Source organism: Bradyrhizobium sp. 172, from assembly GCF_023101065.1.
In the GTDB taxonomy this organism is placed as follows: Bacteria; Pseudomonadota; Alphaproteobacteria; order Rhizobiales; family Xanthobacteraceae; genus Bradyrhizobium; species Bradyrhizobium canariense_D.
The window spans coordinates 4,484,172-4,507,081 of record NZ_CP064701.1 but is presented as its reverse complement, the minus strand read 5'-3'; the positions used below and the strand labels follow the sequence as shown (position 1 = coordinate 4,507,081).

The window sequence follows — 22,910 nt, the reverse complement described above, 5'->3', positions numbered from 1 at the left end:
TGGCCGGGAATCGGCACCGGCCAGAACCCTACGTTTCCGTGACGGAGCCGACGGTTCCAAAGTGCACACAAGGCGTTTTTCAGCCGTTGAAAAATGGCCTCCGGCTTGCGGAATTCCAGAAAGTTTTGGCGAGGCATGGGACGAGGCAATGGCGCAGCCGAACCCAGCGGCCTTCAACATTGCGAGCTCTGTGCAGGAGTGCACACAGCAGGGGCGCGGCTCCAGCGTAGCGCGCTCGTCGCGGAGCGCCGCAGCCCGTGCGCTCTGCCCGACGGACCGCCGGCCTATACCTCAACGCCGCCGGGCCGGCGGGCCCGAGGGCGGCCGGGATGTTCATCACCCGAAGTTCGTCACCCGAAGCGTGCTTCGCAATCGTGCGCGGGCCGGCCTTTTTCCGCGTGGGCGCGATAGGCATCGATCGCCCTGTTGGCGAGCATCAGTTGCCGGCGCTCGCCGGTCCTGAGCTGGGCCTCAATGGCGTCGAGCAGGACGTTCGCCGTCTCGTCCGGGGAGCCGAGCTCTCCGCTCTGCTCCAGGAAACTCCAGGCGATGAAGAATGCGTTCTCGACGGTGCAGCGAATGGACATGGCTGCCAACGCGGCGCGGCCGTTGCCGTTCCGCGGGACAGACGAATGCTTTGAATTGGCGCGCGTGCCCGCTACTTCAGCGAGCTGCCGATCGAGGTGAACTTCTTGTTCAGCGTCGCGCCGAGATTGTTGACGACGGCGATGATCGCAAGCGCAATGCCAGCGGCGATCAGGCCGTACTCGATCGCTGTGGCGCCGGACTCGTCGGCGAGGAAGCGGCGGATCGTCTGCATGGTTGCCAGAAATCCAAAAAGAGAGCTGGCGAGGACCGTATTCTGCAGAGAGCGGGTTCCCCAATTTGGAACACGGGTCTGCGTCAGTTTCTAGTTCTTGAGCACGATGCGGCCGACGACCTTGCCGGCGCGAAGCTCGTCGATCCATGTTTGGACGTCGGCCATCGGCTCCTCGCGCATCGGCGTCGGCTTGATCTTGCCGGCGCGGGCGAGCGCCATCAGCTCGTGAGCCTCGGTGAGTGTGCCGACCATGAAGCCCTCGATGGTCATGCGCTTGTAGACCCATTGCACCATCGGCAACGTGAACTGGCCCCCCATCAGGCCGGAGACCACGATCTTGCCGCCGCGCGCGGCGACGGCGACCGCGAAAGCCATGGACTTCTCGTTGCCCGCGAAGTCGACGATCTCGTCGAAGCCGCCATCGGTTTCCTTGAGGATGCGCTTGACCACGTCGGGCTCGGCCGGATCGTAGGCCACCGCCGCGCCGTTCTTCAGCGCGGTTTCGCGCGCGGCACCGCTGAGGTCGGCGACCGTGATCGGCTGCTTGAACATGGCCGCCGCGAAGGAAAGGCCCATCATGCCGACACCGCCGAGGCCGATCAGCAGGAGGTTGCGCTGGCGCGGCCGGTCGACCAGGCGCTTGAGCGCGCCGTAGGCGGTGACGCCGGAGCACATCAGCGTCGCGGCCTGGTTGACGGGCAGGGGATCGTAGTCGAGCAGATATTTCGCGTCGGGCACCAGCACGTGGGTGGCGAAGCCGCCGTCGATGGAGACGCCGAGAAAGCGCTGTCTGGCGCAGAGATTCTCGTCGCCATTGGCGCAGTCGCGACACTGGCCGCAACCGATCCACGGAAACACCGCCTTCTTGCTGCCGACGAGACCGGCGAATACCTCGGGGCCGACTTCGTCGACCACGCCCGCGATCTCGTGGCCGAGCGTGAAGGGCAGCGTCATGCCGCGCGTGGTGTCGAGCTTCTTGCCGCCGCCGAGATCGGCGTAGCCGTCCTGGATGTGCAGATCGGAGTGGCAGAGGCCGCAACGCTCGATCCGCACCAGCACCTCTCGACCTTGCGGCTTCGGCGTCTCGACGATGGTCTCGCACAGCGGCGCATCGAACTTGACGAGGGACTGCCGACGCATCAACGCCATATTTCTTCCTCCGAAATTATCTCTCTGTTTCGCTGCGTATATTGGCCAATTCACGGGCCATGGCAACAAAGCCGGAAATCGGAACGGTCTCCGCGCGCCGCGTCGCATCGACGCCGGCAGCTGCGGCGAGCCGCGCGGGATCGGCGCCGAGCGCCTTCAGGCTTTGCCGCAGCATCTTGCGGCGCTGGCCGAAGGCGGCGGCCGCGACCTGTTCGAGCAGCTTGCGATCGCAGGCGAGAGGCGTTTCGCGCGGGATCAGTCGCACAACGGAAGACGTAACCTTCGGCGGCGGCACGAAGGCGGACGGCGCGATGTCGAACAGGATCTTGGTCTCGCAGCGCCAATTGGCGAGCACGCCGAGTCGGCCGAAGGCCTCTTCGTCCTCGCGCGCCACGATGCGCTCGCCGACCTCGCGCTGGAACATCAGGACCATCATTTCGTACCAGGGCGGCCAGGGTTCGGTGGTGAGCCAGCCGACGAGGAGGTGGGTCGCGATGTTGTAGGGCAGGTTGGCGACGATTTTTGCTCTTTCGCCTGATAGCAGCGGGCGCGGGTCGAAGGTCATGGCGTCGCCATGGACGATCTCGAGTCGGCCGGGATAGCGCGCAGCAATATCCTGCAAGGCAGGGATCGCGCGCTCGTCATGCTCGATGGCGATGACGCGTCTGGCGCCGAGCGCGAGCAGGGCGCGCGTCAGCCCGCCCGGGCCGGGGCCGATCTCGATGATGGTGGAATCCTCGAGTGGAGCCGCCGCACGCGCGATGCGCGCGGTGAGATTGAGGTCGAGGAGGAAGTTCTGGCCGAGCGATTTGCGCGCCGACAAGGCGTGCTGGCGAATGACCTCGCGAAGCGGCGGGAGGTCATCGATCGTGCTCATCGGGTTTTCGCAGCCGCCATCCGGCTCGCAAGCCTCAACGCAGCGATCAGGCTTGCCGGATTGGCCTTGCCGGTGCCGGCGATGTCGAAGGCGGTGCCGTGGTCGGGCGAGGTGCGGATGAAGGGCAGTCCGAGCGTGACGTTGACCGCGTCATCGAAGGCCACAGTCTTGATCGGGATCAGCGCCTGGTCGTGGTACATGCAGACGGCGCAGTCATAGCTGTTTCGCGCGGCTTCGTGGAACATGGTGTCGGCGGGGAGCGGTCCCTTCGCCTCGATACCGTCGCCCCGCAACGTCTTGATCGCCGGCGCGATCACGGTCTGCTCCTCGTGGCCGAGCGAGCCGTCCTCGCCCGCGTGCGGATTGAGGCCGGAAATCGCGATGCGCGGATTCGCGATGCCGAAGCGGGATTTGAGTTCGGTCGCGACGATGCGCACGGTCGAGACGATCAGCTCGCTGGTGAGCTGGGCCAGTGCATCGCGCAAGGAGACGTGGATGGTCACGGGCACTACGGCGAGCCGCGGCGACCACAGCATCATCACCGGCTGCGGCGTGGGGCCGTCTTCCGCGGCGAGTTCTGCGAGGAATTCGGTATGGCCGGGATGGCGGAAGCCGGCACGATAGAGCACGCTCTTGGCAATCGGATTGGTGACAACGGCGCCGGCGCGGCCCTCGCGGACATCCGTGACCGCCTGGCGGATCGAGGCGAGCGCGGCCGGCGCGCTCGATGCGTCGGGCTTGCCGGGCGCGGCGCTCGCGGGCTCGCCGGACGCAACCACGGGCAGGGCCTGGGGGAAGGCGGCCTCGGCCTCGCCGGTGGTCACCGAAGCGATCCTGACGGCAGCGCCGAGCGCCTTGGCGCGGCGGGCGATCAGCGCCTCGTCGCCGAGCAGATAGAAGGCGGGCAGGTCCAGTTCGCGGCGCTTGAGCCAGGCTGCGATGGTGATGTCGGGGCCGATGCCGGCAGGCTCTCCCAGCGTCAGGGCGAGGGGCTTGGCAGGCTGCTTGGCCATCAGCGGTTGCGATACTCGATCATCGCCGCCTTGCGGAGCTCCTCGAGATAGGTCTTCTGGGTCTTCTCGTACTTCTCCTGATACATCTTCTCGCGGACCTCGCGCTTCTTCGGCGTGTCGATCATGGTCGGCTTGCGCGAGCACAGCACCACCATCTCGATGCCTGCCTTGGTCGTCTCGGGCGCGGTCAGGTGGCCGATCGGCGTGTCGTCGAGCACCTTACGCAGCGCCTCGGGTAATTCAGCGGTGGTCTTGGTGACGACGTCGCGGATGGTGGCGTTCGGCGTGGAGCGGAACAGCGAATTGGCTTCTTCGCAGCTTCCGACGCGCGAGCGATACTGCTCGGCTTCCTTATGCCGTGTCTCCAGGAACGCCGGCGACGAGCCCCGTGGCACGATCAGCACGATCGGCTGCATCTTGTATTCGGTGCCCTCGATCTGCAGCTTGTCGCCGGTCTGGGCCTGCACGGCCTGCGCGACGTCCTTCTCGCCGACCAGCAGCTTCTCCTTGAAGCGGCCGCGCACGAGGCTGGTCCAGACCATCTCGGCCTTCATGCGGCTCTTCAGGGTTTCGGGGCGGACGCCCTTGACCTCGAGCGACTTGGTGAGCTGGTCCGGCGAGATGCGCATGCGCTGCGCCATGCCCTCGTAGGACTGGTTGATGTCGGAGACGCCGGGGTCGACACCATATTTCTTGCCTTCCTTCATCTTCACCCGGTCGTCGATCAGCTCGTTGATGACGTCCTGGCGGGCCGGTGTCTTCTGCGTCGTCAGCTGGTCGAGCTTGGAGCGCTGCTCGATGTCGAAGTCGGTGATGGGATCGCCGTTGACCATCAAGACGATGTTCTGCGCACGCAACGGCGCGCCGGCCAGCAGCAGGGCGGCGAGGATGAGGAAGAGGCGGAAGACAGGCAATGGGATCGTCATATTTGTCGCTCGCATGTCAGCCGAGGTGAACCTGCGATCGGGAACACGCGGCCGGCACCTTCAAACCGTTCACTGGAGTCCGCCGCCGGAACTGCTGGTGGTCGCTGTGTTCGCCAGCGTGCGCAGGCCGATCTGGAACATGATCGCGTGGTTCAGCACGGGCGGGGTCGAGCCTGCGGAATAGCTATACGCAGTTACATAGTTCAAGCCGAGCACAAAACAATCGTCGACGTAGCCGGCACCGAGCACATACTGGTTGATCTTGTTGGCCTCAAGGTCCCAGCGCGCCGAGCCCGTGACCACCCAATTGGCCGCGAGCTTGATCGAGCCTGACGTCAGGATGCCCTCGCGGCGGGTTAGATAGCCGAGTTCCGGCTGCGCCGCGTAATTGCCGTACAGCATGCTGACTGACCAGCGGTTGAAGTTGGCGCGGCCTTCCGCCTCGAAGCGCTGCACGTTCCAGGTCTGCTCGTCCATGCGCGAGCGAACGCTGAACGTATAGGTGCTGTTGGGCGAATAGGCGGCGCTCGCCACATAGTCGGAGCGCGGCCTTTGCAGGCCGGAATCCACGCCGGTATTGATGGAGTCCTGGACCGCGAAGGAGTTCATGCCGAACAGCTGGTAGGACTGGCCGAACAGCGTCTTGATGGCTCCGCCCCTGTCGAACTGCGTGGTGGACTGCACGCCGACATTGGCGCGGCCGCCGCCCTCGACACGGTCGTAGCCGGAGAACTTGTCGACGCTGAACAGGTTCGAGGCGTCGAACACCATGCTCTGCGCGTCCTCGTTGGGGAGCTTGCCGGCATAGGTCTCGTTCGGCCGGATGATGATCTGCGCGATCGGCTCGATGGTGGTCGAACCCCAGGGCTGAACGTTGATGAAGGGGTAGCGGTATTCGAGGCCCACGGTCGGCATCAGGCGGAGCGCCTGGGTATCGCCGACGGGCAAATAGTTCGACACGCCCGGCTGGTTGGAGACCGAGGAGTTGATCGCGTCGGCGCGGAGAATGGCGAACGGCGTCCAGATTTCACCGAACGGATCGGTGAAGGACTTGCGCCACTGCGCTTCCGCCGTCAGGCGGGTGTAGGTACCCGGGAAGCCGCGCAGCAGGCACTGCGACGGCGTACGCGCGAGCGGATCGGCCGACACCGTCGTGCACAGGCTGTTGGTGTTGGCGAGCGTCGTGATCGGATCGAACACCGCGGTGTCACGCGACAGGTTCACGAAATTGGTCTTGTAGCTGAACTCGCCGCCGAAGACTGGATAGTTCAGCACGTTCAAGTAGTCGATCACGGGGTAGACGACCGGCACCTGGTTCTGGTTGCCCGAGTAACTCAGCCAGTACATCGTGCGCGCGTCGAAGAAGCTGCGATTGCCGACACCGGTCAGGTAAAGCTGCGAGAGTGCATCCGTCGGCAGATACAGGAACGAGCCCAGCGGATCGCGATATTGCGACAACCGATAGTCCGAGAAGAAATAATAGTCGGACATCAGGACACCGTCCCAACCCCAGACCCATTTGTCGTTCAGCGCGAACTGACCCTTGGTGTCGACGGCGCCGCGGAACTGCTTGTCGCCGGGCTGGCCAGCGAGCGCGCTCCGATCGAGCTGGTCGATGCCGTAGACGCGGATCTGATAGGCGCCGTCCATCAGGCGCTGGCGAAATTCGGCCTGGAACAGCACGCCCTGCCTGGACGTGATGCGCGGGTTGAAGGTGGCGTCCATGTCGGGCGCGATCGCCCAGTAGAACGGAACCTCGACGCCGTAGCCGAACGGCGTATTCGACGTGAAGCCCGGCATCAGGAAGCCGGTCTTGCGCTTCACGGTCGGGTCGGGCGTCGAGAAATAGGGCATATAGGCGATCGGCACGCCGAAGAATTCGAGCTGCGCCGTCTCGAAATACAGCATCTTCTCCTGCTGGTCGTGGATGATGCGCGCACCCTTGACCTGCCAGAGCGGCGGCTTCTTCGGATCGTCCTTGCACGGCGCGCAGGCCGTGTAGACGCCGTTCTCGAACACCGTGTAGTTGCCGCTGGAGCGATCGGAGCGGCTCGCCGCCATGCGGGTCTGGTCGGCCGTATCAACGCGCAGCGAATCGACGAAGCCGTCACGGTAGTCGTCGGACAGGTCCAGGATCTCGGCATAGGTGATCTTGCCGTCGGCATCCGTCATACGGATGTTGCCTTCGGCATGGAGCCGCTTGGTCTTCTGGTCGTAGATGACCTTGTCGGCCTCGACGCTGGTGCCGTTGTAGAACAGCTGGACGTTACCGACCGCGGAGACGCGCGAATTGTTGTAGTCGTAATCGACCTCGGTCGCCTGAACCAGCATCTGGTTGTCGTTGACGGCCTTCGGCGGCTTCGCACGCGGCGGCAGCGGATTGTAGGTGAAGCTCTGGGCGGATGCCGGCGTCACGGCGGCAACGTCCATCACGCCACCGAGCGATGCCACGGCGGCGACAGCAAGCAGGAATCTGCGAATGGACAAGCCACACCCGTTCGCGCGCACCAATGTGCGCCGCGTCAAACGAGACACGGGCCCTCGGTGGACGGCCGTCACTATCCGTCCTCCTGATACAGCAAGGCCAAAAAGCCGGTGAGGCCGCCCACCACCACGGGCAACCACGCCGCAGCGATCGGATGCATCAACTCAGCCTTGCTCAAATCTTCAGTCACTTTCGACAGAACGTAGAGCAGAAAGCCTGCGCCCACGCCACTCAAAACCATCTTCTGCACGCCGCCCATCCGGAAGAAGCGCAACGACACGGAGGCCGCGAGCATCACCATGGCTGCAAGCAAAAACGGCTGTGCCAGAAGCTTCTGATACTGGAGTCGGTATCCGGCTGTCGCGAAGCCCGAGCTTTCGGATGAGCGGATGTAGCTCGGTAGTTGCCAAAAGGACACAGTCTCGGGTGTGGAAAAGCTGTTGCGGACCTGGGCCTCGGTCAGCGTGGTCGGAATCTCCAGGCTGGCCTGATCGACCGGCGGCGAATCCAGCGAGAAGCGGCGGACGCCCTTGAACAGCCAACGGCCGGCCTCGAGCGTCGCCTCGCGCGCCTCGACCCGTTCCTTGAAGTGCTGCTCTGTGTCAAACCGGAACAGCGTGAGTCCGGTGAGCCGGATACCCTGCTGCTCGCTGCGCGCCGCATTGATGATCGTCTCGCCGTCGCTGGTCTTCTGGTTGAGCCAGAAGCCGGAGGCGTCCTGAATGCCGCCGCCGGGCGCCGAGCCGAACAGCTCGGCTTCCATGCGCTTGGACAGCTCGCGCAGATTGGCCGACATCGGATTGTAGGCGACGGTGGCGATCACGCCGATCAGGAGCGCGCTGCCGAGCGCCGGCGAGATGAATTGCCATGCGGAGACGCCGGCGGCGCGCGCGACGACGAGCTCGAGCCGGCGGGAGAGGGCGAGATAGCAGGTCATGGCGCCGATCAGCATGCAGAACGGCGTCAGCTTCTCCAAAAGCTGCGGCACGCGGAACAGCGAGGTCTCGGCCACCATGACTGCGGAGGCGGATGCGAGTCCTGAGGTCTTGCGCACCATCTCGATGTAATCGACCAGCACCAGCAGCAGGAAAATGCCGGCGAACACGCCGAGCGCCGCGACCACGAAACGGCCGGCGAAATAGCGCCCGAGTGTGTTGGTGAGCATGCTCATGCGGTGGCCGGCCGTCCGAACAGCCGCGCAATGCGCGCGTTCGACCTGTTGATGGCCTCCATGAGGCGCGGCGGCGGTTCGACCACAAGGCCGCCAATGATGATCGCCAGCCCGACGCCGATGGCACCAATGACCATGGCATATTGGACCAGCACCGCGCCCGGCGATTTCACCGCCATCACCGAGCAGGCGAAGCCGGCCATGCGCAGGCCGAACACGGCGAGGATCGAGGAGCCGATCGAGAAATTGCGGCTCTGGCGCGTGGTGCGAGGCGCACCCAGAAACGCGAAGGTCAGCACGGCAAAGGCGAAGGGATAGATCGGCGCCAGCAGGCTGTCATGCAGGGCCGAGCGGAACTGGCCGGGAATCTGCTTGTAGACGGGATCGTCCTCGGACGGCGAGAGCAACTCCCAGAGATAACGCTCGCGGATGCCGAGGGTGACGTCGCGGCCCTGGCCCGAGAACTTGGACATGTCGAAGCCGTAGCGGCCGAACGCCACCAGCGCGGGATCGCGCTTGCCGGCCTCGAAGCGTTGGAGATTGCCGGTCTCCAGCACCAGGAACGATCCGGTCTCGTTCTTCACGACTTCGCCGTGCTCGGCGACGATCGAGACCCGCTCGTTCGGATCGCGGCGGTCGTCGATGAAGATGCCGGCGAGGATGCCGCCGGGCTGGCGTTCGCGAATCCGGATCGTCAGGTTCTTGTCGAGCTGGGCGAAGCGGCCGGGCTGCAGGATGTTGGTGAGCACGTCTGCGGTGATCTCGGCGTCCCACTGCTTGATCCGCCGCATGCCGTCGGGAGCGAGATAGGCCGCGATGAAGGCGACCAGCAGCGCCACCACGCAGGTGGCGTAGAAGAACGGATAGAACAGCCGGAATGGCGAGAAGCCGGCGGCATTCATCACGATGATCTCGGAATCGGTCGCGAGCTTGTTCAGCGTATGCGAGATCGCGATCATCAGCGCGATCGGCGAGATGATCAGGACCAGCGCGGGCACGACGAGGCTGGTGATCCCGAGGAAGGTCAGGATGGTCTGACCCTGGCTCGTCATCAGGTCGATGCCGCGCAACGCTTGCGTAATCCAGATCACGCCCGTGAGGCTGACCAGGACCAGCGCAAACGACGCGAGCGTCGTGCGGAAGATATACCTATCGATTGACCCCATGCGCTACCGCACGAATCCCACCAAGTCCCCAATGCCGGCCGGAATTCCGCCTGTCCAACCAATCCCCGCAAGAGGATCCCCAAGGTCGGCCAACCATCTCATCCGCCGGCTTACTCTCTCAGTACCATCCCTTTGATCCGTCAACAAAATGGCTGCCCCGTGGCACCCTCAATATATGGTTAATATTTCCCTCGTTGTGGCCCCTCGGCCACGGGGGGTGCTTGGCATCTGCCGGGCCGGTGGCCCATAGTGCGGCACGCTCAGTGAATCGCCGTTCAGCTCCGGCCCGTGGCCGGGACCGCCGATCGGTAAAAAGCGCAATGTTTTAAGGAGTTACTCATGTCCGATGCCATCAAGGTCGGCTTCGTTCCATTGTCTGCCGCCGCCCGTGGCATCATGGTCGTGTTCTGCGACGACAGCCTGAAGCTCGGCCCGGCGACCGCCAAGGCGCTCGGCGGGGCCACCGAACTCGTGAAGCGGGCGGCCACCGCCGCCGCCTTCAAGGGCAAAAGCGGCGCTGCGCTCGACATCCTTGCGCCCGAAGGCGTGAAGGCCACCCGCCTGATCGTGATCGGTGCCGGCAAGGCGGCCGGCCTGAAGGCGAACGACTTCCTCAAATTCGGCGGCGTGGCGGCGAGCAAGCTTCCGGCCGGGGCGGCGGCCATGACCATCATGGCGGAACTTCCAGGCGGCGCCATGACCAGCGAGCAGGCGGTCGCGATCGCCTCGGGCCTGCGGCTGCGCACCTACAAGTTCGACCGCTACAAGACCAGGAAGAAGGATGGCGAGGAGGGCGGCACGCGCGCCGACGTCTCGTTTGCGGTCGGCGACGTGGTCGCCGCGAAGAAGGCGTTTACATCGGCGGCTGCGATCGTGGACGGCGTGATCATTGCGCGCGACCTCGTCAACGAGCCGCCGAACGTGCTTTTTCCCGAGGAGTTCGCGCGCCGCGCAGGCCTGCTCCGCAAGCTCGGCGTCAAGATCGAGGTCCTCGACGTCAAGGCCATGGACAAGCTCGGCATGGGCGCTCTGCTCGGCGTCGGCCAGGGCTCGGCGCGGCCGAGCCGCACCGTGATCATGCGTTGGGACGGCGGCAAGAAAGGTGAGGCGCCGGTTGCCTTCGTCGGCAAGGGCGTCTGCTTCGACACCGGCGGCATTTCGATCAAGCCGGCCGGCAGCATGGAGGACATGAAGGGCGACATGGGAGGGGCTGCCTGCGTCGTCGGCCTGATGCATGCGCTCGCGGCACGCAAGGCCAAGGTCAACGTCGTCGGCGCCATCGGCCTCGTCGAGAACATGCCGGACGGCAACGCGCAGCGCCCAGGCGACATCGTCACCTCGATGTCGGGCCAGACCATCGAGATCATCAACACCGACGCGGAAGGCCGCCTGGTGCTTGCCGATGTGCTCTGGTACGTCGCCAAGAAAACCAAGCCGAAATTCATGGTGGATCTCGCGACGTTGACCGGCGCCATCGTGGTCGCGCTCGGCACCGAGCATGCCGGCATGTTCTCCAACAATGACGAGCTTGCCGAGCGGCTGCTGGCGGCCGGCATCGAGAGCGGCGAGAAGGTCTGGCGCCTGCCGCTTGGCCCCGAATACGACAAGCTGATCGATTCCCAGTTCGCCGACATGAAGAACACCGGCGGCCGCCATGGCGGCTCGATCACCGCGGCACAGTTCCTCCAGCGCTTCGTGGACGGCACGCCCTGGGCGCATCTAGACATCGCTGGGACCGCCATGGGCGCGCCGAAGACCGACATCAATCAGAGCTGGGGAAGCGGTTACGGAGTTCGCTTGCTCGACCGTCTGGTCGCCGACCATTACGAGCGCAAATGACCCGAGATGACTGAAGTCCTTTTCTACCATCTGCAAAACATGACGGTGGAGAACGTGTTGCCGCCGCTTCTCGAGAAATCGCTCGAGCGCGGCTGGCGCGTCGTGGTGCAGTCGAATTCGCCGGAGCGCGCCGATGCGCTCGACGCTCATTTGTGGACCTATCGCGACGATTCCTTCCTGCCGCACGCGACATGGCGGGTGAGCGACGCCGCCGATCAGCCGATCGTGCTGGCGGTCGAGGAGGACAATCCGAACGGTGCCAATGTCCGCTTCCTCGTCGACAACGCCGCGGTGCCGCAGGACGCGCAGGCCTATGAGCGCATGGTGCTGCTGTTCGACGGCGACGATCCGGACGCGCTTGCGTTCGCCCGCAGCGCCTGGACGGATTGCAAGGCGCGGGGATTTGATGTCACTTATTGGCAGGCTGACGAGCGGGGCCGGTGGCAGAAGCGGAATTAGCGGTCGCTCGCAATTAATGATAATTTGCACTTTTCGGGTGATGATGGCTTTTGTCACCTTCGTGCCGCAAAGTGATGTTGCTACAATTGCTTAGGGCCGATCCTTCACTCGGGGATTTTAGTTTATCGTGCGACATCAAAAGCTTCCCAGCTCGCTCATAATTGCGTTGGCGGCCGTAGCCCCGCTGGTTGCGGGCTGTTCGGGCGGGACCGATCTGTTGTCCAGGGATGCCCAGTGGTTCAACACGCCCAGCCGCCTGTTCATCAAAAGCATCTCGATTGAGTCGCCGCCGCTGACCCCCGACAAGCCGGTTGGGGCCGAGGATCTGGTCAGCGCCGACGGGGCTTGTGCCGGCATGGCGCCGCCGCCCGGGCCGGCTGATGCGAATGCGTCGACGACCGCGCCGGCTCCCATGGGCGGCACCGTCGCGCTCGGCCACACCGAATGCGATGTGGTGCGCGGCATCGGCGCGCCCTCGAGCGTCAACCTCTCCGGTGATGCCGCCGGCAGGCGCGTTGCGGTCGTGACCTGGACGACCGGTCCGCGCGCTGGCATCTATACCTTCACGGCCGGTCGCCTGTCCTCGATCGAGGGCACGCCGGAGGCGCCGGTCATGCCGAAGGCGACCAAGCCGAAGCCGAAGAAGAAGTCGGCGTAACACGGGTCGACCTTTTGGCCTGAAGCTGGTTGCGGCTGTCGATGCGATCAGCCGCGCACTCCTATCCCCATCATCAAGCGGCTTTGCATTCCTTGATCGCGGTGGCCGAGGCGTGAACCGTGATCTCTCCCGTTCGCGCTCGCCGGCGATCTTGTTCGCGAGTTTCGACATCGCGGATGCCGACCTTCGCCCAAAGTGCCTTCATTGCCTCGAGCTGCGTTCTTCCGCGCGCGTTGAAAATCACGGGGGCGTTACGCGTGATCCGTGATCAGGCGGTTCGTGATGAGCAAGCCTTCGCATCCGCTGTCGGAAACTGCCCCGAAGCAAAACTGGAGGAAATCTCCAGAATAATCACGCGCGTCTCAAGCAACGGTTCAAGAATGTCATGTGCGCGAATGCTACGCGTCGAAGGGAGGGGCTAGGTCGGAAGGATCATTTGGATGTCCATTACCTCTGTGTTTTCCCCGGTTACGGGGCAACTCATCATTTTCGGCGACAGCGCGAATAACGGCCTCGTGATAAGTCGCGACAAGTCCGGCCGCATCCTGGTTGATAACGGGCACGTGAAAACGGTTGGTGGCGAACCCACGGTCGACAACACCACCGCGATCGACATCTTCGGTCAAGGCGGTGACGACACGATCACCGTCGACGAATGCCACGGACCGATGCCGGCGGTGCACATCTTCGGCGGCGACGGCAATGACAGGATCACGGGCGGCTCGGGAGCCGACCTCCTGTTTGGTCAGGCCGGCAACGATTTGATCAAGGGCGGCGGCGGCAACGATCTGCTGTTCGGCGGAGCGGGTAACGACGTCCTGGACGGCGGCAGCGGCGACAACCAGCTGTTCGGCGAGGCCGGCGACGACGTCATGATCTGGAATCCCGGCGGCGGCACCAACCTGTTCGAAGGTGGTGAGGGCAACGATACGGCTCAGGTCAACGGAAACAACGCCGCCGAGACGTTCACGATCACGGCGAACGGCACCCGCGTGCGGCTCGACGGGACGGGCGCGGCGCCGTTTTCGCTCGACATCGGCACGACTGAAAATCTCGTCTTGCACAGCGGCGGCGGCGACGATGTCATCACCGCGGGCAATGGGCTCGGCAGCCTGATCTCGCTGACGCTCGATGGCGGCGCCGGCAACGACCGGATCATCGGCGGCGACGGCAACGACCTCATCATCGGCGGCAGCGGCGACGACATCGTCAATGGCGGACGCGGCAACGACGTCGCCCAGCTCGGGAGTGGCGACGACACTTTCATCTGGAATCCCGGTGACGGCAGCGACACGGTCGAGGGCGGCTCGGGCAGCGACAAGCTGCTTTTCAATGGCGCCAACATCAACGAGACCATCAACATCTCGGCCAATGGCGGCCGGGTGCGCTTCACCCGCGATGTCGCCAACATCACGATGGATCTCAACAGCGTCGAGCAGATCGAATTCGATGCGCGTGGCGGCGCCGACAACATCACCGTCGGCGACCTCACCCGGACCGGCGTCAAGCAGGTGCTGGTTGATCTCGGAGCCGTTCCGGGAGGGACGCAAGGCGACGGCGCTGCTGATACGGTGACCGTCAACGGCAGCAACGGCAATCAGCACATCGAGGTCACAGCCGCGGGCACAACGGTCACGGTCACGGGGCTGCCGGAGGTCGTGACGATCGCAAATGCAGAGGCCGGCAACGACCGGCTGGTCGTGCAGGCGCTCGGCGGCAACGACGTGATCGATGCATCCACGCTCGGCGCGGCGATCGGGCTGACCATCGACGGCGGTGCGGGCAACGACACCATCACCGGCAGCCAGGGAGCCGACACCCTGATCGGCGGCGACGGCAACGACAAGGTCATCGGCGGCCGCGGCAATGACGTCGCGCTTCTCGGCGCAGGCGACGACATCTTCACGTGGAATCCCGGTGACGGCAGCGACACTGTCGAAGGCGGCACGGGAACCGATACGCTGGTGTTCAACGGCGCCAATGTGGCCGAGACCATGTCGATCTCGGCGAACGGAAGCCGTGCGCTACTCACCCGTGACGTCGGTGCTATCGTCATGGACCTCGTTGGCGTCGAGCACGTGCAGATCGCGGCGGCAGGCGGCGCCGACAACATCACCGTCAACGATCTGACCGGGACAGGAATCACGCAGGTTGCCATCGACCTCAGTGCCGGCCCCGGCGGCCAGAGCGGCGATGGCGCTGCGGACCGCGTGACCGTGAACGGCACGATCGGTGACGACAACATATCGGTCGTGACCTCCGGCGGATCGATCGTGGTCAACGGCCTCGCTGCGCAGGTGATGGTTGCGCACGCGGACACCGGTGACGTGCTCGGCATCAACGGCGGACAAGGCAATGACGTCATCAACGCCTCTACCATCAAGGCGGGACAGTCGTTCAGCCTCAACATCAACGGCGGCGACGGCAATGACACCATCACCGGCAGCGCCGGCAATGACATCGTGAACGGCGGACGCGGCAACGATTTCGCCAATCTCGGCGCGGGCGACGACACCTTCGTCTGGAATCCCGGCGACGGCAGCGACACCGTCGAAGGCGGGAAGGGCTCCGACACGCTGGCATTCAACGGCGCCAATATCAGCGAGACCATCAACATCTCGGCCAATGGCGGTCGGGTGCTGTTCACGCGGGATGTCGCCGCCATTGCGATGGACCTGAACGGGGTCGAACATGTCGACTTCAATGCTCTCGGCGGTGCCGACAACATTACCGTCGGTGACCTCTCCGGCACCGGCGTCAGCCAGGTCGACCTCGATCTCGGCGCCAATGACGGCGCCGCTGATACCGTGACCATCAACGCAACCGGCGGCAACGACGTCATCACGGTGACCGAGCACGACGGCATCATCACGGTGTCGGGGCTTGGCCAGGACATCAACATCACCGATGCCGGCGCGGGCGACAGGATCGTCATCAACGGTCTCGATGGCGACGACGTCATCACGGCTTCCGGCTTGCACGGCGGCATCCAGCTCGTTGCCAATGGCGGCAACGGCGACGACGTGCTGATCGGCAGCCCCGCCAACGACACGCTGGCAGGTGGTGCCGGTGATGACGTGCTGATCGGCGGCGGGGGCCTCGACATTCTGGACGGCGGCACCGGCAACAACGTCGTCATCCAGGGCGGAGCGTTCGCGGCCGCGATGCTGCTCAACCAGGCCATGGCGGCCAGCTTCGTCCCGGCAGGTGAGGGGAACGGCGAGATGCCGCTGCCCGATCCGCACGCGACGCAGAGCCAGGTGCTCGCACCGCCGCAGCACGCCTGACAGTAAGGCCTGATGGGAAGAGCCTCACTAGCGCTCCGACGGAGGTGCGTTCCCTCCCCCCCTTGCGGGGGAGGGTTAGGGAGAGGGGTAGCCCAGGAAAAGGTGCCGATGGTTGAAGATGCAGTGTTAGCGGCCGAACGTCGGAAAGAATCCCCGTGGGGCACCGCCCTCCCGGTCCCTCCTCCACAAGGGGGGAGGGACCGGATAGAGCGCGGCTGCTGGCCAAGCTCGATTCGACTTCACGCCATTGCGTTCTCGCTGAATCGGCCCGGAGAACGCGCATGATGACGAATGCGGTCTCCACCGACACGGGGCTCGATGCGTTGCTCACGCTGCTGCATCTGCAGGGTGTTGCGGCCGATCGCGAGCAGCTCAGGCACCGGCTGGGCGCGGCAAGCTTCGGCGTAGCGGATATCGTCCGCTGCGCCAGGTCTCTCGGACTTAAAGCGCGAACCTATCGAACGCAGTGGAGCCGGCTGTCGGACACCCCGCTGCCTGCGATCGCAATGCTGCGGGACGGCGGCTTCATGGTCATCGCAAAGGCCTCCGCCGACAAGGTGCTGGTGCAGTCCCCGGAGGCACAGCGCCCGGTGCTGATGGATCGCGACGAGCTGAGCGCGATCTGGGACGGCGGCTTGATCCTGATGGTCCGGCGCGCCGGCCTGTCCGACCTCGGGCGGCACTTCGATATCACCTGGTTCATCGGCGCGATCGGCAAATACCGGCGGCTGCTGGGCGAGGTGCTGGCGGCTTCGTTCTTCCTCCAGCTTTTTGCGCTGGTCTCGCCGCTGTTCTTCCAGGTCGTCATCGACAAGGTGCTGGTGCACCGCTCACTGTCCACGCTCGACGTTCTCGTCATCGGCCTCGTCGTCGTCTCCCTGTTCGACACCGTGCTTGGGATCCTACGCAATTACTTGTTTGCGCACACGACCAACCGCATCGATGTCGAGCTCGGGGCACGGCTGTTCCATCATCTGCTGGCGCTGCCGATGGCCTGGTTTCAGGCCAGGCGCGTCGGAGATTCCGTGGCCCGGGTCCGCGAGCTCGAGAACATCCGCAATTTCATCACCAGCTCGTCACTGACGCTTCTCATCGACCTGGTCTTCACCTCGGTGTTCCTGGCCGTGATGTTCGCCTATTCGGCGCAGATGAGCTTCATCGTGCTGGCATCGTTCCCGTTCTACATCGCGATCTCGGCCGTGGCGACGCCGCTGTTTCGCCGCAGGCTGGACGAGAAATTCCGCCGCGGCGCGGAGAACCAGGCCTTCCTGGTCGAGAGCGTCAGCGGCATCGAAACGCTGAAGGCGATGGCGGTCGAGCCGCAGATGCAGCGCCGCTGGGAAGAGCAGCTCGCCGGCTATGTCTCCGCGAGCTTCGGTGTCACCAGCCTCGGCAACACGGCAAGCCAGCTCGTGCAGCTCGTCAGCAAGGTCGTCACTGCCGCCATTCTCTATGTCGGCGCCAGGCTGGTGATCGGTGACGCATTGACGGTCGGCGAGCTCGTGGCCTTCAACATCTTCGCGGGGCGGGTGTCGGCCCCGGTGCTGCGGCTCGCGCAAGTCTGGCAGGATTTTCATCAGGCGCGGCTGTCGATCGCGCGGCTCGGCGACATCCTCAACAGCGCGGCGGAGCCGGCTTACTCCGCCGCCCGCGCGGGGCTGCCGCCGATCCGGGGCAACATCCGCTTCGAGCACGTGTCTTTCCGCTACCGGCCCGATGGGCCGGAGATCCTGCACGATGTCTCGTTCGATATTCCAGCCGGACAAACCGTCGGCATCGTCGGATCGTCCGGCTCGGGCAAAAGCACCTTCGCCAAGCTGGTGCAGCGGCTCTACGTTCCGCAAGGCGGCCGCGTGCTGGTCGACGGAATGGATCTGATGACGACCGACCCGGCCGGGCTCCGTCGGCAGATCGGAATCGTGCTCCAGGACAACATGCTGTTCAATCGGTCGGTGCGCGACAACGTCGCCCTGGCCGATCCGAGCCTGCCGGTGGACCGCATCATCGATGCGGCGAAGCTGGCGGGCGCGCATGACTTCATTCTGGAGCTCCCCGAGGGCTACGATACGGTGGTCGGCGAGCGCGGCTCGACGCTCTCGGGCGGGCAGCGCCAGCGCATTGCGATTGCCCGCGCACTGGTGGGCAATCCCCGGATCCTGATCTTCGACGAAGCCACCAGCGCGCTCGACTATGAAAGCGAGCGGATCATCCATGACAACATGAAGGAGATCGCGAAAGGCCGTACCGTCCTGATCATCGCGCACCGTCTGTCCACCGTCCGCGGCGCCGATCGCATCTTCACCCTGGAACGCGGCCGTCTGGTCGAGGACGGCACGCATGATGCGCTGATCAAGACCGGCGGCCGCTACGCCGCCCTGCATCGTCTCCAGGGAGGCATTTATGAGGTCGGCTAGCACTGTGCCGGCGGCTCGGCCGGAGCAGACCGTGATCCCGTTCCGGAATGGAAAGGGCCGGCGCGCCGAGGAAGTCGCCTTCCTGCCGGCGGCGCTGGAAATCACGGAGACACCGCCATCGCCGATCGGCCGCGCCATCGCCCTGGCCCTGATGCTGCTTGTCTGCGCGGCGCTGGCCTGGTCGGCCTGGGGCACGATCGACATCGTGGCCTCCGCAACCGGCAAGGTCGTGTCGAGCGGGCGAAGCAAGGTTGTCCAGCCGTTCGAGACCGGCGTAGTGCGCGCCATTCACGTGCAGGACGGGCAATCGGTCAAATCGGGCGACCTGCTGATCGAGCTCGATCCGACGGTGAACGCCGCAGAGCGCGATCGTCTGCACGACGATCTCATGGCCGAACGGCTCAACGTCGCGCGCCTCCGCGCCGCATTGGCGGGCGGCGAAGGGGTATCCGCTGATCTCGTCGTACCAGAGGATGCCGATCCCATGCTGGTTGCGACGCAACGGCAGCTCCTCGCCAATCAGGTCAGCGAGAACAGGGCCAAGCTCGCGGCGCTGGCACGTCAGGAAGCGCAGAAGGAGGCCGAACATCAGACGATTGCGGCGACGATTCACAAGCTTGATGCGTTGCTGCCGATCACCCAGCAGCGTGTCGAGATCCGCAAGACGCTGATGGAGAAGGAGATCGGCTCGAAGCTGACCTACTATGAGACCCTCCAGCTCCAGATCGAGCAGCAGGAGGAGCTTCGCGTCCAGAGCAGCCGCTTGAAGGAGGCCGAGGCGGCCGTCGCCGCGATCCGGGAGACCCGCATCCAAGCCCTGGCCGAGTACAGGAAGAGTCTCTCCGACGAGCTGGCTAAGAGCGAACAGAAAGCCAATGGCGTCGCACGCGATCTGATCAAGGCGCAGCAGAGGACGAGGCTTCAGCAACTGACGTCGCCGGTCGACGGCGTCGTGCAGCAGCTTGCGGTCCACACCGTGGGCGGCGTGGTCACGCCCGCGCAGTCGCTGCTGGTAATCGTGCCGACCGATACGCGGCTCGAGATCGAGGCGATGATCTCCAATCGCGATATCGGATTTGTCGAGGCCGGGCAGGGTGCTGCCATCAAAATCGACACTTTCAATTTCACCCGCTACGGGCTTCTCGCAGGCCAGGTCGTGAGCGTCTCGCAGGACGCCATCATCCGCGACCGGCCGCAGGAGCGCGGGAGCGACCGTCCGCTCGCGACACAACGCGACAGCAGCGAGCCCAGCGGGCAGGAGTTGAGCTACAGCGCCCGCATCTCGCTCGATCGCACCCAGATGCAGGTGGACGACCGCCTCGTCAGCCTGTCGCCGGGAATGGCGGTGACCGTCGAGATCAGGACCGGTTCGCGCACCATCCTGAGCTACCTGCTATCGCCGCTGCAGCGCTACCGGCACGAGATCATGCGCGAGCGCTAGTTCCCGCATGATGCCGACGAAGCTTCGCGAGACGCGCTGAGAACCAATCGGGCTTTTCGGCAGCTACACCATGCCGCGGGCGCGCCACTCCTGATGAAGTCATTTTGGTGTGGCCCCGCAGCCCGGAATGCGTACATAGGAGCAAGCAAAAAATTTGGAGGAAAGCATGCGGCTCATTGCCCTCGTATCGGCTCTGGTCCTGCCGTTTGGCGCGGCGCTCGCCCAGGACTATCCGATCAGGCCCGTCACCATGCTGGTGCCGTTCGCCGCCGGCGGACCTACGGACACGATTGCTCGCCTGACCGCGGCCGGCATGGCGAAATCGCTTGGCCAACAGATCGTCGTCGAGAACGCGCCTGGCGCCGGTGGTACCATCGCCACGACCCGCGCATCGCGAGCCCAGCCCGACGGATACACGCTGCTGATCCATCATGTCGGCCTCTCGACGGCCGCCACACTGTACCGCAACCTCAGCTATGACACGAAGACGGCCTTTGCGCCGATCGGGCTTGTGACCAATGCGCCGATGACCATCATCGCGCGTCCGGATTTTCCGGCCGACACGCTGAAGGAATTGGTCGCCTACGCCCAACAGCAGGGCGACAAGTTGACCTATGCCAATGCCGGACTCGGCGCGGCGTCGCATCTCTGCGGCATGCTGTTCATGACAGCGATCCAGAAGCAGCTCACCGCGGTGCCCTACAAGGGCAACGGCCCCATCATGAACGACCTTCTCGGCCGGCAGATCGATCTTACCTGCGACCAGGCGACGAATACCACCGGCCCGATCATGTCGAAGCAGGTCAAGGCCTATGCGATCACCACCAAGGAGCGGCTGAAGAGCCTGCCCGATCTGCCGACGGCCGACGAGGCCGGTCTCAAAGGGTTCGAACTTGGCGTCTGGCACGGCATCTATGCCCCCAAGGGCACACCGCCGGCGGTCGTTCAGAAGCTGACCGCGGCGCTCCAGTCCGCCCTTAGGGATTCCACGCTGATCGCCCGGTTCAACGACATCAATACCGAGCCGGTCCCGCAGGAGAAGGCGACGCCGGAGGCGCTGGCCGCGATGCTAGCGAGCGAAGTCGACCGATGGGCTCCGATGATCAAGGCAGCCGGCCAATTCGCGGACTGAGCCATTCCTGCTCAATTCGTCCCGACATCGCTGCGTGAGCGGGCTAAGTCACCACGGTAAAGAACCATTCAATAGCCAATCACCGGGTAGCAAAATACCGGTACTGTGCATGGGGTTGTTTTTGCGATTTTGATGTCGGGCCGGTCGCGGAGGCGTCAGCCCGCCGCCTCGTCGAACTGCGTGCTCGCCTCTAGCCACTGCTCCTCGGCGCGCGCCAGCGCGTCGGCCGCATTGGCACGTGCCTTCGACAGTTGCGCGGCTTGCTTGGGGTCGCGGGTGAAGATGTCGGGCAGGGCCAGCGCAGTGTCGATCTTGCTGATGATCGCGCTGACGCGGGCGATCTCGGTCTCAGCTTCCGCGATACGTTTCTTCAGCGAGCCGCGATTGTCCGATCTCGGACGCTGCGGCTTCTCGCTCGGCGCGTTGCGCTCTCGCGGGGCGGGCTCGCCATTGCGCGCGGACAGCACCAGGCGGCGATATTCGTCGAGGTCTCCGTCGTAATTAGTCACGGTGCGGTCGGCGACGATCCAGAGTTGATCGGCGCAGGACTCGATCAGATAGCGATCATGCGAAACCATGATGACGGCGCCGGGGAATTCGTTGATGGCTTCCGCAAGCGCGGCGCGGCTGTCGATGTCGAGATGGTTGGTCGGCTCGTCCAGGATGATCATGTTGGGGCCGAAGAAGGTCGCCAGTCCCAGCAGGAGCCGCGCCTTCTCGCCGCCCGACAATTTTCCGACCTTGGTATCGGCCGCCTTGCCGGAAAAGCCGATCGCACCAGCGCGGGCGCGTACTTTGGCTTCCGGCGCCTCGCCCATCAGCTTGCGGACGTGGTCGTAGGTCGAGGCATCCTCGTTCAATTCGTCGAGCTGGTGCTGGGCGAAATAGGCAATCGAGAGCTTGTCGGCGCGGGTCACCTTGCCCGAGAACGGCGCGAGGCGGCCGGCGAGCAGCTTCACGAGAGTCGACTTGCCGTTGCCATTTGAGCCGAGCAGCGCGATGCGGTCGTCATTATCGACGCGCAAGGTGACGCGGTTCAGCACGGGCGTGGTCGGATCGTAGCCGACCACGACGTTGTCGGCGGCGATGATCGGCGGCGACAGGATTTTCTCGGGCGCGGGAAAGCTGATCTCGCGTACGTCCTGGGTGACCAGCGCCGTGATCGGCTTCAGCCGCTCCAGCATTTTCACACGGGACTGCGCCTGGCGGGCTTTCGAGGCCTTGGCCTTGAAACGGTCGACGAAGGCTTGCAGGCGGGCGCGTTCGGCTTCCTGGCGCTTGACCGCTTTGGCATCGAGCATCTCGCGCATGGCGCGCTGCTCCTCGAAGGAGGAGTAGGTGCCCTTGTAAAGGGTGAGCTTGCTGCGATCCAGATGCAGGATCTGGTCGACCGAGCTTTCCAGCAGATCGCGATCATGGCTGATCACGATAACGGTGCGCGGATAATGCGCGAGGTGATCCTCGAGCCACAGCGTGCCTTCGAGGTCGAGATAGTTGGTGGGCTCGTCGAGCAGCAACAGGTCGGGAGCCGCAAACAGCGTTGCGGCGAGCGCAACGCGCATGCGCCAGCCGCCGGAGAATTCGGCGCAGGGGCGGAGCTGGTCGGCGGCGGAGAAGCCGAGACCGGAAAGGATGGCTGCGGCGCGGCTCGGCGCCGAATGCGCGTCGATGTCGACCAGCCGGGTCTGGATCTCGGCGATCTGGTGCGGGTCGGTCGCGCTCTCGGCCTCGGTGAGCAGTGCGTCGCGTTCCAGGTCGGCCTTGAGCACGACCGAGATCAGGCTCTCGGGGCCGTTCGGCGCTTCCTGCGCCAGGCTGCCGACGCGCCAGCGGGGCGGCAGGCTCACCGTGCCGTGCTCGGCGGCGAGCTCGCCGCGGATCACCTTGAACAGGGTCGATTTGCCGGTGCCGTTGCGACCGACCATGCCCACGCGGGATCCGGGCGTGATCTGCACGGAACTCTGGTCAATCAGAAGGCGTCCGGCGAGGCGGATGGAGAGGTCGGTGATGGAGAGCATGCGGCCTTGTCACCGCACCCGCGATCAAACGCAACCCGTTTTTCTGTGTTTGCAA

Annotated in this window: 17 protein-coding genes; 7 read left to right on the top strand and 10 right to left on the bottom strand. The window is 64.7% G+C overall.

Going from position 1 to position 22,910, the window contains the following annotated elements; all coding sequences use genetic code 11:
* Positions 1 to 350: 350 nt before the first annotated feature.
* The 9 genes from IVB07_RS21820 to lptF form a co-directional block, all read right to left on the bottom strand.
* Positions 351 to 587 carry a hypothetical protein gene (locus IVB07_RS21820; protein WP_018459101.1) on the bottom strand — a complete coding sequence of 79 codons (237 nt, stop codon included), beginning with the start codon at positions 585 to 587 and terminating at the stop codon, positions 351 to 353.
* 71 nt (positions 588 to 658) lie between these two features.
* A complete protein-coding gene (locus tag IVB07_RS21815) occupies positions 659 to 820 on the bottom strand; it encodes a Flp family type IVb pilin (protein ID WP_018459100.1) in 162 nt (53 codons plus the stop codon).
* Between the two features lie 90 nt (positions 821 to 910).
* A complete protein-coding gene (locus IVB07_RS21810; protein ID WP_018459099.1) occupies positions 911 to 1,969 on the bottom strand; it encodes an alcohol dehydrogenase in 1,059 nt (352 codons plus the stop codon).
* A 16-nt stretch (positions 1,970 to 1,985) separates the two neighbouring features.
* The gene (rsmA, locus tag IVB07_RS21805; RefSeq protein WP_018459098.1) at positions 1,986 to 2,846 is read right to left on the bottom strand and encodes a 16S rRNA (adenine(1518)-N(6)/adenine(1519)-N(6))-dimethyltransferase RsmA; all 861 of its coding nucleotides are present in this window, start codon (positions 2,844 to 2,846) and stop codon (positions 1,986 to 1,988) included.
* Entirely contained in the window at positions 2,843 to 3,859 is a 1,017-nt protein-coding gene (pdxA, locus tag IVB07_RS21800) for a 4-hydroxythreonine-4-phosphate dehydrogenase PdxA (RefSeq protein WP_018459097.1), read from the bottom strand. The genes rsmA and pdxA overlap by 4 nt, the downstream gene beginning before the upstream one ends.
* Positions 3,859 to 4,785, bottom strand: coding sequence for a SurA N- domain family protein (locus IVB07_RS21795; RefSeq protein ID WP_026233734.1), 927 nt, complete (start codon positions 4,783 to 4,785; stop codon positions 3,859 to 3,861). Before IVB07_RS21795 ends, pdxA begins: the two co-directional genes overlap by 1 nt.
* A 69-nt stretch (positions 4,786 to 4,854) precedes the next feature.
* Positions 4,855 to 7,344, bottom strand: coding sequence for an LPS-assembly protein LptD (locus tag IVB07_RS21790; protein ID WP_247766670.1), 2,490 nt, complete (start codon positions 7,342 to 7,344; stop codon positions 4,855 to 4,857).
* Complete coding sequence (gene lptG / locus IVB07_RS21785; RefSeq protein WP_018459094.1) at positions 7,344 to 8,441, bottom strand: LPS export ABC transporter permease LptG; 1,098 nt, start codon at positions 8,439 to 8,441, stop codon at positions 7,344 to 7,346. The genes IVB07_RS21790 and lptG overlap by 1 nt, the downstream gene beginning before the upstream one ends.
* Positions 8,438 to 9,607 carry an LPS export ABC transporter permease LptF gene (gene lptF, locus IVB07_RS21780; protein ID WP_018459093.1) on the bottom strand — a complete coding sequence of 390 codons (1,170 nt, stop codon included), beginning with the start codon at positions 9,605 to 9,607 and terminating at the stop codon, positions 8,438 to 8,440. Before lptF ends, lptG begins: the two co-directional genes overlap by 4 nt.
* Before the next feature lie 339 nt (positions 9,608 to 9,946).
* On the opposite strand from lptF, the gene IVB07_RS21775 reads away from it, so the two are divergent.
* The 7 genes from IVB07_RS21775 to IVB07_RS21745 all read left to right on the top strand — a co-directional run bounded on the left by IVB07_RS21775 (position 9,947) and on the right by IVB07_RS21745 (position 20,837).
* The gene (locus tag IVB07_RS21775; protein WP_018459092.1) at positions 9,947 to 11,446 is read left to right on the top strand and encodes a leucyl aminopeptidase; all 1,500 of its coding nucleotides are present in this window, start codon (positions 9,947 to 9,949) and stop codon (positions 11,444 to 11,446) included.
* A 6-nt stretch (positions 11,447 to 11,452) separates the two neighbouring features.
* A complete protein-coding gene (locus IVB07_RS21770) occupies positions 11,453 to 11,905 on the top strand; it encodes a DNA polymerase III subunit chi (RefSeq protein ID WP_018459091.1) in 453 nt (150 codons plus the stop codon).
* Positions 11,906 to 12,071: 166 nt separating this feature from the next.
* On the top strand, positions 12,072 to 12,563 hold the full coding sequence (locus tag IVB07_RS21765) for a hypothetical protein (RefSeq protein ID WP_018459090.1): 492 nt from the start codon (positions 12,072 to 12,074) through the stop codon (positions 12,561 to 12,563).
* A 440-nt stretch (positions 12,564 to 13,003) separates the two neighbouring features.
* Positions 13,004 to 15,850 (top strand): calcium-binding protein, encoded by a 2,847-nt coding sequence (locus IVB07_RS21760; protein WP_247297469.1) that lies wholly within the window; start codon positions 13,004 to 13,006, stop codon positions 15,848 to 15,850.
* 281 nt (positions 15,851 to 16,131) lie between these two features.
* Positions 16,132 to 18,264 carry a type I secretion system permease/ATPase gene (locus tag IVB07_RS21755; protein ID WP_018459087.1) on the top strand — a complete coding sequence of 711 codons (2,133 nt, stop codon included), beginning with the start codon at positions 16,132 to 16,134 and terminating at the stop codon, positions 18,262 to 18,264.
* Positions 18,251 to 19,705 (top strand): HlyD family type I secretion periplasmic adaptor subunit, encoded by a 1,455-nt coding sequence (locus IVB07_RS21750; protein WP_026233732.1) that lies wholly within the window; start codon positions 18,251 to 18,253, stop codon positions 19,703 to 19,705. Before IVB07_RS21755 ends, IVB07_RS21750 begins: the two co-directional genes overlap by 14 nt.
* A 166-nt stretch (positions 19,706 to 19,871) precedes the next feature.
* Positions 19,872 to 20,837, top strand: coding sequence for a tripartite tricarboxylate transporter substrate-binding protein (locus IVB07_RS21745; RefSeq protein ID WP_018459085.1), 966 nt, complete (start codon positions 19,872 to 19,874; stop codon positions 20,835 to 20,837).
* A gap of 155 nt (positions 20,838 to 20,992) precedes the next feature.
* On the opposite strand, the gene IVB07_RS21740 is transcribed toward IVB07_RS21745, so the two are convergent.
* Positions 20,993 to 22,855, bottom strand: coding sequence for an ABC-F family ATP-binding cassette domain-containing protein (locus IVB07_RS21740; protein WP_018459084.1), 1,863 nt, complete (start codon positions 22,853 to 22,855; stop codon positions 20,993 to 20,995).
* Between the last annotated feature and the right edge of the window lie 55 nt (positions 22,856 to 22,910).